Here is a 15,676-nt window from a genome sequence, read left to right as displayed (position 1 = left end):
GTGGGGGCGGTGCAGACGGGATTCGAGCAGTGCGGACGGGCTCAGAAGGGTCTGCGCGGAGTGGCCTGGGCTGGATGGAAGGGCACGAAGGGTGTGCCGGGGCCCTTGAAATTGAAGTCGTTCAGCTTCACCCGGATGCCGCCCAGCTGTTCGTAGGGGCTGTAGAACACGCCAATCTCATAGGCCCGCCGCTGCCAGCGCAGTTCCACGTAGGAACCGGTGACATCGCCGTAGAACTCGGAGTTTGGGTCCACGTTGAGGCCGATGCCGCCACTGAGCACCAGCGGACCCACCAGCTGCTGGGTGAGGCCCACGCCCAGGGTGCCCAGGTCTACGGCCCGATCGAAGCTCAGGGGGCTCACCCCCTCCCGCAGGGTGCCGCCGCCGGTGATCGAGAACACGGTGTAATCGAGGAAGGGCTTGCTGAAGTGCCCCAGGGTGAACGTGGGGCCGCCGGAGAGGGACAGGGTGTTCTGGTTGGTGCCGTCGCCGAAGTAGGCCACCGTGCCCGTCAGGTTGGCGTTCAGCCGCACGCCCGGCACCACGGGCGTGGCGGAGTAGGGGTTGGCCTGACCCTCCAGCGGGCCGGGCGGAAGGGCCTGGCCGGTCCAGAGGGGCAGGCTGGCGTTGATGGCCACGATGGCGTTGCCGCGCCAGAGATCCAGCAGGTTGCTGCTCTGGAAGGCATTGGCCTGGTAGCGGCCCACGCCGAAGCGCCAGAAGTAGTTGCCGCTCAACTGTCCCCAGGCGGGCAGCTTGCCCTTGTCCTCCAGGGAGATGCCGTAGGCGCTGTAGATGTCCTGCTCGCCGAGGGAGCCGTTCCAGACGCGGTAGCGGTAGGCGCCGAACAGCCGCAGGGTTCCTTTCCCCACCAGCGGCAGGTCAAGCTTGCGGCTCAGGTCCCCCCAGCTGCGGGTGCCGTCGGGGATGTTCTCCGGGTTGAAGGTGGACATGTCGAGGTTGGCGTTCACCCCGAAGCCGAGCAGCTTGCTTTCGAGCTGGGCCTCGAGGCCGAACATGTCGGCGCCGGTGATCCCCTGCTCTTGGGGGGAGGCGCCGGCTGGCTCACCGGGCAGGGGATAGCTGTCGGTGCGGCCTTCGATCGCCCGCTGCACCAGGAACTGGGGCTGAAGTGTCAGGGTGGTGTCCGTGCCGATCTCCAGCGGCCGGATCTTGTAGCCGATGAAGAAGCCGTCGCGATCCTCGCCGTCGTTGCCGAGTACCCAGCGGTTCTGCACCTCCTCCTGCTTCTGGATCCGGGTCTCGCGGGTCACCGGGATCGGCAGCCGGTCTTCCAGGATCAGCCGGTTGCGGCCCGCGCGGATCAGGGTGTCGCCGTTCGGCTGCAGCGTGGCCACCACCTGCTCGGAATCCAGCCAGTTCTGGGCCGGCGTGTAGGGGTCGTTGGTGAAGGAGGCCCGGTCGGCCCGCAGTTCGCCGGGGGCCAGGCGCACCTGCTTGGCCTGGAAGCGCCAGCGCGTGATCGTGCCGGTTACCAGCTGGCGGTTGCTGCGTGCGTTGAGATCCTGAAGCTGCGGAGGACGGACGGCGCCGAAGTCGTTGCTCAGCTGGGTCGTGCCCTCGCTGTCGGTGTCGCCGAAGGAGCGGCGCCGCTGCGCCGTGAAGCTCTGCTGGAACTGCACCTCGCTGACGCGCTGATCGATCCCGGCGATCACCTGGCGCCGCTCTGCCTCCCGTTGCCGTGCCTCCTGCCAGACATTGGCCGGCGCCTTTCGGCGCACAGGCGTGGAGGGAGGGCCTTCGGGCTCGCTGGTCCCCACATCCTTGACCTGGGTGGGGCCCATGGCCACGTCTTCCAGGCTTTCGGCCAGGCTGGGCGATTGATCGCCAGTGGGTGGAGCGCTGCCCGGGCAGCCCAGGGAGGGCGGCATCGGCACATCCAGCCGGGCGAACTGGCGGGAGGGATCCCGCTGGCCGAAGCGATAGCGGAAGCCCAGCAGGTAGGCGTTGCTGCCCTCCTTGACGCCGCTGTAGGTGCCGTAGGCGCCGGAGCGGTGATGGATCCGCCCCACCACCGACCATTGGGGATGGACGAGGGCCTCTGCCTCGAAGGCGAGGTAGTTGAGGAACTGGGCGAAGTTCTCGCGGAAGGTCTTCTCGTAGTTGCTGACGCTGGTGTTGAAGCTCACCCCTTCCACGAAGTAGAGGTTCAGCCAGGGCCGCAGCCAGAAGCGCAGGCCGATGCCGGCTGTGATCTCGCCGAAGCTCTGGGAGGGCGTATCGGCGAAGGGCACGGCCTGGTTGAAGCCGCCGCCGGGCTGCTGGGCGGCGCGGTGGCCCATCAGGTTGGTGTCCAGCTCGAGGGCCAGCGGGCCGCCATCCAGGAGGCGCCGCTGCAGCCCCAGGCCCATCAGGTACTCGGGCCGCCAGTTGCCCTGAAAGACAAAGGTGTCGCCGAAGTTGGCATCCACCATCTGGCCGCCCCAGGCGGTCACGGCCCAGGGGTAGGGATGCCAGTCCGGCAGCGGCGGCATCTGGGGCGTGCAGCTCACCGGCTCCGGCGGTGGCAAGGGTGCAGCCGGCGCCGTTTCCAGGTCGAGATCCTGCTGGGTGCTGTCGAGATCGAGAACGCCGTAGACGTCCTCCAGATCGCCGACCAGCTCCAGCAGGTTGTATCGCAGCCGGCTGGCCTGCAGATACTGCTGTCCTCGCTGGAAGCGAACGCTGCCGATCGCGTAGAGAGTGCGGCCGTCGATGTCGTATTCGATCCGATCGGCGAGCACCCGTCCTCCGGCGATCAGGGCGCTGGCGTTGCCGATCGCCACGAAGCGGTTCAGACGGGAGTCGTAACCCTGTTCATTGGCGCTTACCTGCAGCTCGAGGGGAGGCTCCTGTTCGGCACCGGCGGGGCCGTCGATGCGAGCGGGTCTGGGGGCGGCCGCGTCGGGAGGAGCACTGATTGCCTGGGCGGCGGGAGCCAGGGAGGCGGCAGGATCCCGTGCGGCAGAGGACTCTTCGGGATCGCCAGGCAGGCCGGTGGTGGATGGTTCGGAGGACTGCCCAACCGGTGCGGCCGGAAGTGCCAGAGGCTCGGCGGGCAGCCGCGGGCTCGCTGCTGGTTCAGCGGCCAGGGCGGCGGGCAGGCCGGCACTCAGCCACAGAACCACCGCACCGCTGGCGCCACGGGCCCATTGCACTGGCCGGGGGGTGGGCGCCACGGGGTGATGCGAAACGGGGCAGATCCTGACACGGGAGACTGGCCGCTCAGGCTTCGCGGCGGCCGGTTGGTGTCACGGCAGGAGGAGCGGCCCCAGGGCTCGGGTCAATCCTCGAGGTCCTTGCGGCTGGGGGTACGGCTGGGATCGCTCGCCAGGAAACCGAACACGAAGATCCCGATGAAGAAGAAAACGACGGAGTAAACCGAGATCTTGAGGGCGAGCATGGTCTGACCTGCTGGGGCAGGGGCGAGGGAGACAACGGGTGACAGGGAGTGACAGGCTCCGGGAGGTGCCTCGCAGGCCCTGCGGCAGCCGCATCATCCTATGGGTCCTGGCCGGCCATCCAAAATGCCCGAGGGCCCTGAGCAACAGGAATCCCCCCGGATTGAAACGTTTCAGTCATGTTCGCGCCTGGAGCTTCAGCCCCTCTGGCTCTGCCCCTGGCCCGATGGCTCTGAAGCTCCGGCCCTGGCCCACCCGTGGGCGCCGCAGGCCCGGCCCGACTGGACAGCCCGCGGCCTGATCGTCTGGCCGCGGGGCCAGCAGTGGTGGCGGCTGCGGCTGCGCCTGAGCTGTCCTTCCGCCTGGGTTGACCTGGCTGGGGCGGCGGAGGCCCGTCTGGTCCTGCGCTGGTGGGCCGATCGCGCCGAGCTGTGGGTGAACGGCACATGCCGGCACCGCGGTGATCTGTTCGACACCGCCTGTCGCTGGCTTCTGCCGCGCTCCTGGTGGCAGGGCGAGCCGCTGGAGCTGGAGTTGCGGCTGCGCAGCCCCCTCCACGACGACGGCGCCCTGATGCACAGCCGCCTTGAACTCGAACCGACCGACCCGGCCGATCCCCAGGGGCTGCTTGCCGAGACGGCCGCCGCTCTGGTGAAGCTGCGCCAGGGGCGGACGCTGCCGCTTGCCGCCCCAGTCTCCCTGGAGCCAGGCCAGCCGGGGTTTCATGTGCTCGGCCATGCCCACCTCGACCTGGCCTGGCTGTGGCCCGTGGCGGACACCTGGCAGGCGGCCGAGCGCACCTTCGCCTCGGCCCTGGATCTGATGCAGCGCTTCCCGCAGCTGCATTTCGGCCATTCCACCCCGGCGCTCTACGCCTGGTTGGAGCGGCACCGCCCGGCCCTGTTCGAGCGCATCCGCGCCGCCATGCGGGCCGGTCGCTGGGAGCCGCTCAACGGTCCCTGGGTCGAGACCGATTGCGTGCTGGTGAGCACGGCCTCCCTGCTGCGCCAGTTCCAGGAGGGGCAGCACTACAGCCAGGCCGCGTTCCCCGAGTGGGAGCACAGCCTCGCCTGGTTGCCGGACAGCTTCGGCTTCGGGGCCGGTCTGCCGGCGGTGGCGGCCGCCACCGGAGTGCGCTGGTTCTGCACCCACAAGCTCGCCTGGAATGCCTCCACTCCCTTCCCCCACCGACTGTTCCGCTGGCGCAGCCGCGGCAGTGGTGAGGTCCTGGCGCTGATGACGGCGCCGATCGGCACCGATGGCGATCCGGAGGCGATGGAGCGCTACCGGCTGGAGTGGCAGCAGGCCACTGGCCACGCGACCGCCCTGTGGCTGCCGGGGGTGGGTGACCACGGCGGCGGCCCCACCGCCGAGATGCTCGAGCAGCTGGCCCTCTGGCAAGCCCAGCCCGAGGCGGCGCCCCAGCGCCACGGCAGCCTGCGCCAGTACCTGGCGGATCTGGCGCCGTTGGCGCCGACGCTGCCGGTGTGGCGCGACGAGCTCTACCTGGAGCTGCACCGTGGCTGCCCCACCAGCCGGCCAGACCAGAAGCGCCACAACCGCAGTCTGGAGCGCCTGCTGCGGGAGGCGGAGCTGGCCCAGGCGCTGCTGCAGGGTGGCAAGGCAGACGGAGTTCAGACCGAACGAAGCCAGCTGGCGGGGGCCGAAACGGACCTGCCGGACTGGCGCGACCTGCTGTTTCAGCAATTTCACGACATCCTTCCCGGCAGCTCGATCCCGGAGGTGTTCGAGCAGGCGGAGCCCCAGTGGCGCCGCGCCCGCCGCAGGGCGCGCCGGCAGCGGGATCAGGCCCTGGGGCGCTGGCTGGGGGCTGCAGTGGCGGGGGAGGCTGGGTCGGTTGGCTCGGCCACTGGAGCAACGAGTCAAGATTCGGCGGCGGCCGGCCAGAGGGACGACCAGGCGTCCGACCACACGGCCGAACAGAAGAATGACCAGAGGTGGTGGATCGCCCAGCTCCAGCCCCTGGCTGCGGCCTCTTGCACCGTGCGGTTGCCTGCGGGCCAGTGGAGCCTGCCGGGGCCCGCAGGCGATCAGCCCATCACCAGCCAGCCGGCCGCGTCCGGTGGGGTGTGGGTGCAGCTGCCCGTTCCGGCAGGTGTGACGGCCCTGCCCCTGTGGCGAAGGCCACCGGGGCGAAGCACGGTCGGACCGGACCCCGCCCCGCGCCCTGTCGCCTCCGGTGTCGAGGCGCTAGCCCTGCGGGATCCTGTACGGCTGGAGCCCGATCCGGAACGGGGGAGCGACCGCTGGCGGCTTTCCAATGGACTCCTGAGTGTGGCGGTAGGGCCCGCGGGTGTGGAGCAGCTCTGGGATGCCAGCGGCGCGGCCCAGCTCGCTGCGCCGCTGGCCTGGCGGCGCTATGGCGATCGCGGTGAGTTCTGGGATGCCTGGGATCTGGCGGCCGACTACCGCGACCATCCCCTGCCCTGGATCTGGGACGGGCCGCCGCAGTGGCTGGAGCGGGGGCCCCTCTGCGCGGCGTTCCGCTGGCGGGGCCGCTGCGGTACCAGCCCACTGCGGCTCGATGGGCGCCTGCGCGCTGGCAGCCCCTGGCTGGAGCTCAGCCTCGCGGTGAACTGGCGCCAGCGCCATGAACTGCTGCGACTCGAGGTGCCGCTGGCCTGGCCTGCCGTTCGCTGGGCCACCGACACCAGCGGCGGCGTGATCGAGCGTCCAGCCGAGCCCCAGACCAACCGCGAGCGCAGCCGCTGGGAAGTGGCGGCGATCGGCTGGCTGGCGGCGATCGGTGCCTCGGCTGCTGGGGGGGGCGAGCCTGGGATGGCGGTGCTCCTCGATGGACCTCAGGGGGTATCGGCCAGCCAGCAGGCGCTGGGGGTGTCGTTGCTGCGGGGCCCCACCTGGCCCGATCCATCCGCCGACAACGGCTGGCAACGCCAGCAGCTGGCGCTGATGCCCTGCGCCGGAGGCTGGCGCCGCGGAGGAGTGCCGGCGGAGGCCCTGCGGCTGCGCGAGCCCCTCTGGGGGCGCCCCACGGCTACGGCCGGAGCCCCCAATCCGCCACCCGGTTTTCCCGCCCTGGCCGAAGATCTGCAGATGATTGCCTTGGCGCCCGATCCGGAGCTCGGCGTGGTGCGCCTCACAGTGCAGAACCTGGGCCCTTGCCGGCGCTGGCTCGATGTCGGGCCCGACTGGCAGCTGCTGGAGCGGGGCGACGGTCTGTTTCAGCCGCTGCCGCAGGAAACGGGAGATTGGGTGCAGGCAGCGGTGCTGGGGCCCTGGGAGTTCGGCTTCTGGCGAATCCGCCGGCGGGCCTGAAGGTCAGGGTTGGCGCTGAGCTGAGAACTGCACTGGCGACACCGGTGACGATTCCGGGAACCGGTGTTCAGTCCTCGTGATCGTCGAAGGGATCGGTGAGTTGCTTCGAGGGCGGCCCGAAGGCCTGGTAGACGCCGAAGCCTGTGAGGGCCAGTAACACTGCCAGCACGGTGAGGGCAATGGAGAGGGCGGGCGAACCTGTGGATTCCATACGAGTCTCGAAAGCTGTCGCAGGCGGCCCTGGTGTGACCTTTAGAGTACCCGTCACGATTCCTTGATCGAGAGGACTGAGCTCCATGGCCCAACGCACCCCCCTCGGAAATCTGCTGCGACCCCTGAATTCCGAATACGGCAAGGTCGTTCCCGGCTGGGGCACCACCCCGGTGATGGGGGTGTTCATGCTCCTCTTCCTGGTCTTCCTCCTCGTGATCCTGCAGCTCTACAACAAGTCGCTCCTGCTCGAGGGCATCACCGTCAACTGGAACGGCGTCGGCTGATTCCTGACCCAGCCGCTTTTCCTGCATGAATTTCTTCGGTATCGGCTTGCCCGAACTTGCGGTGATCGCCGCTATTGGCCTGCTGGTGTTCGGGCCCAAGCGGCTGCCTGAACTGGGCAAAACCCTGGGTCGGACGCTCAAGGGTTTTCAGTCGGCCTCCCAGGAGTTTGAGAAGGAGTTCCGCTCCGCGATCACCACCGAGCCGGAGCCGTCTGCGACCCCGGCGTCACCGGCGCTTCCTGAGGGGTCTGCGCCTGCAACGGCCAGTGGAGAGGTTGGGTCTGCCATGGCCAGTGGGGAGTCAGCCACGCCAATGGCCTGAAGCCTTGCCACTCCTTGTCACAAGCCTTTCGAAAGGTTGTGCTGTCTTCTCGAGGGGCTGAGCGGTGTTGCCCATCCCCCGCGCCGTAGCCTCGGGCAGACTTTTTCGGGGGATGTTTCCCTGCAATCCGTGAGTCCAACGCCTCCGGTGACCACCGAGACCACGCTGCCCGGAGTGGACCTGCGGCTGCTGGTCGGCTTGGGAAATCCGGGTTCCAAATACGTCGACACGCGTCACAACGTGGGCTTTATGGCCCTCGAACACCTGGCACGCCAGGAGGGCGTCGGGTTTCGCCAGCAGGCCAAGCTTCACGGCTTGCTGGCGGAGGTGGGCCATGGCGATCGGCGCCTGCGGCTGCTCATGCCGCAGACCTTCATGAACGACAGTGGACGCTCGATTCGTGCAGCCCTCGACTGGTTCGACCTGAAACCCTCCCAGATGCTGGTGGTGGTGGACGACATGGATCTGCCCTTCGGTCGTCTGCGCCTGCGTGCCAGCGGAAGCGCCGGTGGACACAACGGCCTGCGCAGCACGATCCAGCACCTCGGCGCTCAGGAGTTTCCGCGGCTGCGCATCGGCATCGGCGCTCCAGCGGAGCATCCCGTCGAGCGCCGGGCCCGCACGGTGTCCCACGTGCTGGGGCGCTTCTCGGCGGACGAGCAGCCTGGCCTGGCCGCAGTGCTCGATGAGGTGGTGGCCGGCATCGACCTGATCCGCCGGCTCGGGATCGAGCGGGCCGGCAACCGCCTGAACAGTTTTTCGCTTCAGGCTGCGGCAGCCTGATGTCTGCCATGGGCTTTTGTCAGCCTTGATCTGCCTGTCGTGAGCCCTTCGCCGTGATGTATCCCTCGTGAGCCGCCTGCCCGCCACCACCGCCCAGCTGCGGGTCCTGCGCCAGAGTTTCAGCCAGCGGGTGCTGGAGGGTGAGGTGTCCGCCGGCGGGTTCCAGTGGACCTTCTGCTGGGCCTTCGATCGTGGTGAACTCAACGTGGAGCCCTCCCTGGGCCGCGCCCTGATCCAGGACGCTCTGCTGCGCTTTCTGCTCCAGGCCGATTACCAGCTCGAGGCCGGCGGCGACTACGCCTTCACCGTGCGCGCCAGTCTCTGAAATCGGGCTGGGCATCCCGGGCTCAGCGCGGAGCCGGACCTCCCCTTCTGGATCAGGAGCGCGGCAGGGTTCGACCCAGGAACCGTTCGAGCAGCAACTGTGCCACCACATCATCCCAGTCGCGGGGCGGCTGCCGCAGCCCTCGGGGCAGGCAGCGCCGCCAGCCCCGAGGCGGGAACAGCTCCCAGAAACGCTGCCGCGCCGCCAGGGTGCTGCCATGCTCCTCCACCACATGCACAGCAGCGATCGTCGCGAGTCTTGTCTGCCAGTGCCGGCAGCCGGTGCCGTTGCCCAGCACGATCTCAGCCACCAGCCCCTCGGCGCACCAGCTGTTCAGTTGGTGCCAGGTCGCTTCCGGGGTCAGCACCGCCGCCGCCACAATCCGCTGCCCCGTGGCATCGGTGCACACCAGGCCGCACTTGCTGCGGCCCGGATCCAACCCCGCCAGTCCGGCTCGCTGCTGCGGTGCATCGCCGTGAGGGATTCGATCACTCGGCTCGGGTGAGGCGTGGGTGGCCATGGCACGGCGTTCAGGGGCGTCCGTTGCGTGGCCGGATCCAGCGGAGCTCCACCACGATCGGATCGGGAGTGTCGGCATCCTGCACGGCCACGGCTTCCAGCTGGGCCGCCTGATCTTCCGGTCGCTCGCTCAGGGAGCGGGCCAGCTGGTTGAGCAGGGCCGCGTCGAACTGCAGGCCATCGGTGATCGAACCCTGGCGCTGCACCTTGGCGTAGGCGGCAGCGAGCAGCAGGTTCAGCCGGCTGTTGACCTGCTGGGGGCTGTGCACCTCCGGTTCGAGGCTGGTGGTGGCCAGCACGTCGCCCGCCCGCGCCACGGGGCGGTTCGGCCGCAGGTCTGGAAAGGCCAGCACCTGCTGCTCACCGCGCAGCACGTTGGCGGCCGAGAGCAGGCTCACCACCCAGGAGCCGGGGCGGGCCAGCAGAGTCTCCAGTTTGGCGATGTCGTTCCTTGGCACCAGAAGGATCTGGCGGTCCGGCGGCTCCCCCGGCAGCACCCGCTGGAACGCGAGCCGGTTGGCCTGCTGCAGCAAGGTGTTGATCACGTCCCGGGCCTGTTCCGGTCGCTCCAGAGTCACCTTGGCGGTGGCCAGGGGCTGGCCGCTGCTGATCACCACATCGCCGCGGCGCAGGGCGATGATCTTGGTTTCAAGGCCCTGGAGTTCCTTCTCCCCTTCCTTGATCTGCTCCTGCACCGCCGCCAACTCGGTTTCGGTGCGGCGGATCTCCTGGTCCCGGTTAGCCACATCGCGGCTGAGGCGATCGCGCTCGGCCTCCAGCCGGGCACGCTGCTGCTGCAGGGGCAGCAGTTCGCGCCGCAGTTGTTGCAGCCGCTTCTCCGCTTCATCCCGCTGGGCCTGGGCCCGTTTTCGCTCCCCTTCCACCCGCTTGGTGGCCGCCTGGGCTCGGCGGCTGGCCTGCTGGGCGGTGGCGCTGGCGGCCTGGGCACCGACCAGGTCGCGGCGGCTGCGTGCCAGATCGTCGCGGCTCTGCTGCAGCCTCTGCTCCAGCTGGTCCAGTTCGAACAGGCCCACCCGCAACCTTTGGCTCACCAGAAGCATCAGGCCCAGGGACATGGCACTGATCAGCGATCCGGTGAGCACCGTGATCAGCACGGCGGTGCGGCGCGGTCGCAGGTTGAACAGGCTGAGGCGCGCCTTGCCCACGCGGCTGCCGAGCCGATCACCGAGGGTGGAGAGCACGCCGCCCAGCACCAGCAGGACCAGGATCAACAACCAACCCGTCATCGCTGCCTCACCACGCCGTCGTTCCGCTGTCAGCCTTCGGATCCGGGGGATCCGAAGGCTGCATCCTGCAGCACAGACCCCGTCGTCCGACACGGTGCGGACAGTCTGGGGAGGCGTCCCGCCGGGTCTGATCCTTGGCCTGTTCCGGTGTCTGTGGTCCGGTCGGTGCTTCTGGGTCGTTTAATGTCTGGCCCGCCCGGCTTGCACCGCGATGGTTCCGGACTTCATGGTGATCGGGGCCCAGCGTTCCGGCACCACCTGGCTGCACAGGGTTCTCAGCCAGCATCCGGATCTGTGGCTCACGCCGGTCAAGGAGCTCCACTACTTTGACAAGCCCCAGATCCGCTTCGGCGTGTTCGACGCCGATGAGCGGCGACGCGCCAGGTTCTGGGACCTGAAGCGTTTCGCCCGCGATCCCCGCTGGTTCGGCCGCTACTGGTTCCTGCCGCGCAGTGATGCCTGGTATTGCCGCCTGTTTGGTCAGGGACGTCGCCAGGGCAAGCGGGTCGGCGAGATCACCCCCGCCTACGCCACCCTGGAGCGGCCGGTGTGGGAGCGGATGCAGCGTCTGGCACCGGAGCTGAGGCTGGTGTTCGTGATGCGCGATCCCGTGCTGAGGGTCTGGTCGGCGATCCGCAACCGGGTCCGCAAGGGCCAGTTCGACGGTGAGGCCGACATTGCCGCTCTGCTGGAGCAGGCCCGCATGCCCGGCGCCGTGAGCCGTTCCAACTACCTCCGCACCATCGAGACCGTCGAGGCGGTGTTCCAGCCCGCTCAGTTGCACTGCTGCTTTTTCGAACAGCTCATCAGTGATCCTGCAGCCTTCGCCGACGACCTGTTCGACTTTCTGGCCGCGCCCCCTTTGAACGAGCGACTGCGTCTGCCGCCGGCCGTCAACGTGGCCGCCGGCGGCCGGGAACCCCCCTTGGGCTTTCAGCGGGAGATGGCGCGCGACTATCTACCGATGGTGGAGCGTCTGGCAGAGCGTTTCGGTGCGGTGCCGCGGGGCTGGCTGGATCGCTACCGCAATCTGCTCAGCTGACCTGGTTGGAGTGGAGGCGGTCAGCTGAAGCGTTTGGCCAGGGCGATCGGGTCGAAGACCGTGATCTTCTTGCGATCCACCTGCACCAGCCCGTCGTTGCGCAGGTCGCCCAGCAGCCTCGTGATCGTCACCCGGGTGGAGCCGATCGCCTCGGCGATCGCCTGGTGGGAGAGGCGCAGGTCGATCGTGATCCCCTCCTGACTGGGCACACCGAAATCGCGGCAGAGCACAAGCAGAAAGCTCACCAGCCGGGAGGACATGTCCCGGTGGGTGAGGGTTTCGATCATGGTTTCGGTCTGCAGGATGCGGGAGGACAAGCCCTGCAGCAGCAATAGCCCGACGCTGGCATCGCGCTCAATGGCCTGGCGGACCGAGGTGGCGGGAGCGGTCACCATCTCCACGCGGGTGAAGGCGATGGCGTGATAAAAGCGATCGGATCGCTGCCCGGTGAGCAGCGACAGCACACCGAACAGACTGTTTTCCCGCAGCAGTGCCACGGTGATTTCTTCACCGGATTCGTAGACCCGCGATAACCGCACGGCGCCGCGACGCAGCAGATAGACCCGTTCGGCCGGATCTCCGGGAAAGAAAATGGTTTTGCCACGCTCCACGGTCTCGACGCTGCTGCCGCCGAGACCGCGCATCACTTCGAGAAGGGTGGCTCCGGCTCCGCCGGACACACCCGACCCGGTGCCAGCGGAGCCGCTGGGGGGAGGGGGGGCGTAACGGCTGAAGCCGCGAGTAGCGCCGACCATGACGGCGGGGCAGGAACTGGGAAGCTACGGAGCGACCCTGCTCTTTCTTGTAGCAACCAACACGGTTGCTGTCAGGGCCTCCGCTTCCGCTCCCGCTCGCCAGCCCCTGGCGCTCTGGGCCTGTGCGGCTGTTGACGCCTGTCGCAGCCTGTGCCGCCGTTTCTGCGAAACCGTCTGTTCCCACCAGGGATGGTGTGTGTGGCTTGTCCAGGGCGCAGATGCCGCTACATTCAGGTTTCAGCGCAGCGTCCGATCCCATCGCTTCGGTCCCTGTCCAGGTCGGCCGGAATGATCCGCTCGCCCGGCCCCATCGCCCTCCGGGATGTCCATGACCGCCAGTCTTGCCAGCCCCCAGGGCAGCCATCGCCCCTCCCAGCGGGGTGACATCTCTGTTCGGGGTCAGCGGCTGGAGGCCCGGCCTGAGCAGCGAACTGACCCTGTCCGCCCAGCGACTCGCGCTGTAGTGCCCCTTCGGCCCGTGCCTCAGGCCGAAGGGCTGCTTCAGGTGCACACAGCCCCTTTCCGCGGCAGCTTCGGCGCCGTGTTCAGCCAGGCCCTGCGCACGGCGGGTCTGGGCAGTCGCGTCCTGGTGAGTCAGTTTCTCAAAGGTGGCGTGGATCAGGGGCTGGGCCGCAGTCTCTGGCTTTGCGGCCGCCTGCAGTGGCTGCGGCCGGCGGTGCCCGCCTGCCTTGCGGCTCCCCTGCAGGCTGAAGCCGAGCAGGACCCTGCCCTGGCGGCTGTCCGGGAGGTGTGGGATTTCAGCCGCCAGCAGCTGCTGGCGGGCGCCGTGGATCTGATGGTGCTTGATGAACTGGGGCTGGCGATCGAGCTGGGTTATCTGTCTCTTCTGGATGTCACCGAGGTGCTGGAACAGCGGCCGGCTCAGCTGGATGTCATCCTGACGGGCCCGGCGATGCCCGCCGCTCTGATGGCCATGGCCGATCAGGTCACCCAACTGCGCCGCGGCTGATGCTCAAGAACGACCGCTGGATCAAGGAGCGGGCCGATGCCGGCATGATCCAGCCCTTTGAGGGCCATCTGGTGAGGCATCTCGAACCCGAGACCTCCAGCGCGCCGGTGCTCAGCTTTGGTTGTTCCTCCTATGGCTACGACCTGCGTCTGTCGTCGCAGGAGTTTCTGATCTTTCGCCATGTCCCCGGCACGGTAATGAACCCGAAGCGGTTCAATCCAGCCAATCTGGAGCCGGCCCCCCTGCATGAGGACATCGATGGCGCCTTTTTCATTCTGCCGGCCCATTCCTATGGCCTTGGCGTTGCGATGGAGAAGCTGAGGGTGCCGCCCAACATCACGGTAATTTGCCTGGGAAAGAGCACTTACGCCCGGCTTGGCATCATCGTCAACACCACACCCGCTGAAGCGGGGTGGGAGGGCCATCTCACGCTTGAATTCAGCAATTCTTCCGGCGCAGATTGCCGCATCTATGCCAACGAAGGTATCTGTCAACTGCTGTTTTTCGAAGGCGATCCCTGCGACACCACCTACCAGGATCGTGCCGGAAAGTATCAGGATCAGCCCGAGCGGGTCACCCTGGCCAGGGTCTGAACCGACTGGTAGCCCGGGCAATGAAGAGCCCGTCATCCTGCTGCTCTGCGGTCCTCATGGCCTGGCAGTCCATGAGGATCAATGGCGCCATTCTCTGTTCCGTGAGCGTCCGTTCAACCCCATGGCTCGCTGAATAGCGCCCAGGCAGGGAAAACCGCTGCTGCACAGGAGGACGGGCTGGTCGTTGATCCAGAACACTGGATCTGAGCCTGTGGTGGGTGCTGCCACTGCCGCCCCGGAGGTCTCGACCGGGGGGGTGCTGCTGCTCCCTGAGCTCGCGGCACTCTGTGAATTTCTGAGTGTTGCCCCGGACTCGTTGGAGAGGCGCTGGCGAATCTTGTCCAGGACTTGGCCATAGACTGCCCCACCCTGCTGCTGCAGAATGCCTTGGACCGATCCGGCTCCTGCCGCATCCAGAAGCATCTGGGCATGGCCTGCCGATCCGGCCAGCCCGCCTGTGGCCACAGCCATCCCGAGCAGGGTCAGGAGCAGTGAGTCGCGGACGGGAGGGAACACGGGAGCTGCCAGGTAGAGAGGCGATCAGGCAACTTCAAGTTTGGCGAAGGATCGCTGCTCAGGGGGCAAGACGGGCCTTGTGCAGCCGGCTTTTCGCGTACCAGTCAGCAAATTCAGGTGCCCATCGCTCCAGGTGGGGCCACATCAGATCGCAGAGGGCGCGGATTTCCTGTTGGGCATCGAGCTTGGCCCGCAGATCGAGAAAGTGGAGGAAGGCCCGCAGCGAAAAGCTCACCACAAAGTGCTGGCGGTAATCGAACGGCAGGATGCCGCGGGCATGCTCTTCGGCAAAGCCAGACGCCAGCAGGTCGCGGTAGCGCTCAGCGGCCTGCTGGCAGAGGTGCAGATCGATCGCCCGCTGCTCCTCGCTGTAGAGGTAGCGCTTGCCCTGACGGTCGCTGTAAGAGCCCACCGGCCGCAGGTAGAACACCTCCTCCAGCTCCATCGCCCCATCGGCGGCGCGGCAGATGCGTTCGCCCGTGTAACGCATCGATTGCACATCGAAGCTCACACCCACCCGATGGGTGCGGGCCTGCTGCATCACCGAGTGGGGGAACCAGCCCACATTGAGAACAATCTGCGCATGCTCCAGTGGTCCGAAGTGGCCGCGCTCACCTGCCAGCAGACGCTTGATGCAGATCTCCCCGGCCTTGGCCTCCTCGGGCCAGCTGCCGGGGTCGGCGGCGACGAAGCCCTCGCTGTAGTCCTGATGCATGGCCGCATAGACGCACCGCTGCGGCTCGGGAGTGGCGGCGATCAGGGCGACCCGGAAGCGGGGATCCATGGGGAGGGGCGTGGGTGCTTGGGTGGGCAGGGCGTCAGCCGTGGCTGCGGGGATCCGCCATCACGGCCGGTGCCTGGGCCGTGTCGGCCAGAGTGCTCACGGCGCCGACGCCGGCCAGGCGCGGCAGCGGCGTGCCATCGATCAACGCCTCGACCAGGGCGTTGAGCTCAGGGGCGCTGCGGGCTCCGAGGGAGCGGCCCACGGATTGCCCGTTGTTGTCGAACAGTTCCAGCTGGGGAATGCCATTCACCTCGTAGCGCTCGATCTCCGGCAGCCAGCGCGGATTATCGACATTGAGCAGCACCACGTTGAGGCGATCACGATGCTGCCGCTCCACCGCCTCCATGGCCGGCGCCATCGATCGGCAGGCCTCGCACCAGTCGGCGTAGAACTCCACCAGGCTGGGCCGGCCATTGCTCAGGGCCACCGGCAGATCCAGCGACCGGCGGGCCAGCTGCTCCAGCGGGGCTTCCGGATGGAGACCTCCCCTTAACCACACTAACGCCACCGCCAGTGCCGCGGCGATCATCGCCAGCAGCACACGCTCGCGTCGGCCCAGGGGGATCGAGGGCGGGGAAGGATCGCTTGGGTTCGCCATCTGCCGCAGGGAGCCGACCGGCACTCT

At 68.0% G+C, this 15,676-nt stretch carries 16 protein-coding genes; 8 read left to right on the top strand and 8 right to left on the bottom strand.

The genetic code is table 11. From position 1 onward, the window contains the following. Positions 1-41 precede the first annotated feature (41 nt). Both H8F26_RS02855 and H8F26_RS02850 read right to left on the bottom strand, forming a co-directional pair. Complete coding sequence (locus tag H8F26_RS02855; RefSeq protein ID WP_231605428.1) at positions 42-3,179, bottom strand: DUF3769 domain-containing protein; 3,138 nt, start codon at positions 3,177-3,179, stop codon at positions 42-44. A 104-nt stretch (positions 3,180-3,283) separates the two neighbouring features. Beyond that, positions 3,284-3,403 carry a photosystem II reaction center protein I gene (locus tag H8F26_RS02850; RefSeq protein ID WP_006172424.1) on the bottom strand — a complete coding sequence of 40 codons (120 nt, stop codon included), beginning with the start codon at positions 3,401-3,403 and terminating at the stop codon, positions 3,284-3,286. A gap of 124 nt (positions 3,404-3,527) precedes the next feature. Here H8F26_RS02850 and H8F26_RS02845 point away from each other — a divergent pair, with 124 nt between their 5' ends. Further along, complete coding sequence (locus tag H8F26_RS02845) at positions 3,528-6,698, top strand: alpha-mannosidase (protein WP_197157328.1); 3,171 nt, start codon at positions 3,528-3,530, stop codon at positions 6,696-6,698. Between the two features lie 67 nt (positions 6,699-6,765). Here the strand turns inward: H8F26_RS02845 and psbN are convergent, their stop codons facing one another. After that, positions 6,766-6,909, bottom strand: coding sequence for a photosystem II reaction center protein PsbN (gene psbN / locus H8F26_RS02840; RefSeq protein WP_197157326.1), 144 nt, complete (start codon positions 6,907-6,909; stop codon positions 6,766-6,768). 85 nt (positions 6,910-6,994) lie between these two features. On the opposite strand from psbN, the gene psbH reads away from it, so the two are divergent. The 4 genes from psbH to H8F26_RS02820 all read left to right on the top strand — a co-directional run bounded on the left by psbH (position 6,995) and on the right by H8F26_RS02820 (position 8,625). Continuing rightward, on the top strand, positions 6,995-7,195 hold the full coding sequence (psbH, locus tag H8F26_RS02835; RefSeq protein ID WP_197157324.1) for a photosystem II reaction center phosphoprotein PsbH: 201 nt from the start codon (positions 6,995-6,997) through the stop codon (positions 7,193-7,195). A 25-nt stretch (positions 7,196-7,220) separates the two neighbouring features. After that, on the top strand, positions 7,221-7,517 hold the full coding sequence (locus tag H8F26_RS02830) for a TatA/E family twin arginine-targeting protein translocase (RefSeq protein ID WP_197157322.1): 297 nt from the start codon (positions 7,221-7,223) through the stop codon (positions 7,515-7,517). A 120-nt stretch (positions 7,518-7,637) separates the two neighbouring features. Further along, positions 7,638-8,300, top strand: a complete 663-nt coding sequence (gene pth / locus H8F26_RS02825; RefSeq protein ID WP_370594728.1) for an aminoacyl-tRNA hydrolase — start codon at positions 7,638-7,640, stop codon at positions 8,298-8,300. A 67-nt stretch (positions 8,301-8,367) separates the two neighbouring features. After that, a complete protein-coding gene (locus H8F26_RS02820; RefSeq protein ID WP_197157320.1) occupies positions 8,368-8,625 on the top strand; it encodes a DUF3146 family protein in 258 nt (85 codons plus the stop codon). Positions 8,626-8,677: 52 nt separating this feature from the next. Here H8F26_RS02820 and H8F26_RS02815 read toward each other — a convergent pair whose 3' ends face one another. After that, complete coding sequence (locus H8F26_RS02815) at positions 8,678-9,145, bottom strand: resolvase (protein ID WP_231598177.1); 468 nt, start codon at positions 9,143-9,145, stop codon at positions 8,678-8,680. A 10-nt stretch (positions 9,146-9,155) separates the two neighbouring features. Then, positions 9,156-10,391 (bottom strand): DUF3084 domain-containing protein, encoded by a 1,236-nt coding sequence (locus H8F26_RS02810; RefSeq protein ID WP_197157318.1) that lies wholly within the window; start codon positions 10,389-10,391, stop codon positions 9,156-9,158. A 211-nt stretch (positions 10,392-10,602) separates the two neighbouring features. Between H8F26_RS02810 and H8F26_RS02805 the strand changes: the two genes are divergently transcribed. Further along, entirely contained in the window at positions 10,603-11,433 is an 831-nt protein-coding gene (locus H8F26_RS02805) for a sulfotransferase (RefSeq protein WP_197157316.1), read from the top strand. A 20-nt stretch (positions 11,434-11,453) separates the two neighbouring features. Here the strand turns inward: H8F26_RS02805 and ntcA are convergent, their stop codons facing one another. Beyond that, complete coding sequence (ntcA, locus tag H8F26_RS02800; protein WP_197157314.1) at positions 11,454-12,188, bottom strand: global nitrogen regulator NtcA; 735 nt, start codon at positions 12,186-12,188, stop codon at positions 11,454-11,456. A 328-nt stretch (positions 12,189-12,516) separates the two neighbouring features. On the opposite strand from ntcA, the gene H8F26_RS02795 reads away from it, so the two are divergent. Beyond that, entirely contained in the window at positions 12,517-13,158 is a 642-nt protein-coding gene (locus tag H8F26_RS02795; protein WP_197157312.1) for a cob(I)yrinic acid a,c-diamide adenosyltransferase, read from the top strand. Continuing rightward, positions 13,158-13,751, top strand: a complete 594-nt coding sequence (dcd, locus tag H8F26_RS02790; RefSeq protein WP_197157310.1) for a dCTP deaminase — start codon at positions 13,158-13,160, stop codon at positions 13,749-13,751. Before H8F26_RS02795 ends, dcd begins: the two co-directional genes overlap by 1 nt. Before the next feature lie 574 nt (positions 13,752-14,325). On the opposite strand, the gene thyX is transcribed toward dcd, so the two are convergent. Together thyX and H8F26_RS02780 are read right to left on the bottom strand one after the other, a co-directional pair. Then, complete coding sequence (thyX, locus tag H8F26_RS02785) at positions 14,326-15,051, bottom strand: FAD-dependent thymidylate synthase (RefSeq protein ID WP_197157308.1); 726 nt, start codon at positions 15,049-15,051, stop codon at positions 14,326-14,328. Positions 15,052-15,085: 34 nt separating this feature from the next. Beyond that, on the bottom strand, positions 15,086-15,649 hold the full coding sequence (locus H8F26_RS02780; RefSeq protein ID WP_197157306.1) for a thioredoxin domain-containing protein: 564 nt from the start codon (positions 15,647-15,649) through the stop codon (positions 15,086-15,088). Positions 15,650-15,676 lie beyond the last annotated feature (27 nt).

This window comes from Synechococcus sp. CBW1006 (genome assembly GCF_015840525.1).
Classification (GTDB): Bacteria; Cyanobacteriota; Cyanobacteriia; order PCC-6307; family Cyanobiaceae; genus CBW1002.
The sequence above is the reverse complement of the archived record's forward strand: the minus strand, read 5'-3'. Positions and strand labels throughout refer to the sequence as shown.

Coding starts and splice junctions, on each gene's coding strand:
- H8F26_RS02850 (WP_006172424.1), bottom strand. CDS start 3,403: ATGCTCGCCCTCAAGATCTCGGTTTACTCCGTCGTTTTCTTCTTCATC.
- H8F26_RS02845 (WP_197157328.1), top strand. CDS start 3,528: ATGCCCGAGGGCCCTGAGCAACAGGAATCCCCCCGGATTGAAACGTTT.
- psbN (WP_197157326.1), bottom strand. CDS start 6,909: ATGGAATCCACAGGTTCGCCCGCCCTCTCCATTGCCCTCACCGTGCTG.
- psbH (WP_197157324.1), top strand. CDS start 6,995: ATGGCCCAACGCACCCCCCTCGGAAATCTGCTGCGACCCCTGAATTCC.
- H8F26_RS02830 (WP_197157322.1), top strand. CDS start 7,221: ATGAATTTCTTCGGTATCGGCTTGCCCGAACTTGCGGTGATCGCCGCT.
- H8F26_RS02815 (WP_231598177.1), bottom strand. CDS start 9,145: ATGGCCACCCACGCCTCACCCGAGCCGAGTGATCGAATCCCTCACGGC.
- H8F26_RS02810 (WP_197157318.1), bottom strand. CDS start 10,391: ATGACGGGTTGGTTGTTGATCCTGGTCCTGCTGGTGCTGGGCGGCGTG.
- H8F26_RS02805 (WP_197157316.1), top strand. CDS start 10,603: ATGGTTCCGGACTTCATGGTGATCGGGGCCCAGCGTTCCGGCACCACC.
- ntcA (WP_197157314.1), bottom strand. CDS start 12,188: ATGGTCGGCGCTACTCGCGGCTTCAGCCGTTACGCCCCCCCTCCCCCC.
- H8F26_RS02795 (WP_197157312.1), top strand. CDS start 12,517: ATGACCGCCAGTCTTGCCAGCCCCCAGGGCAGCCATCGCCCCTCCCAG.
- dcd (WP_197157310.1), top strand. CDS start 13,158: ATGCTCAAGAACGACCGCTGGATCAAGGAGCGGGCCGATGCCGGCATG.
- thyX (WP_197157308.1), bottom strand. CDS start 15,051: ATGGATCCCCGCTTCCGGGTCGCCCTGATCGCCGCCACTCCCGAGCCG.
- H8F26_RS02780 (WP_197157306.1), bottom strand. CDS start 15,649: ATGGCGAACCCAAGCGATCCTTCCCCGCCCTCGATCCCCCTGGGCCGA.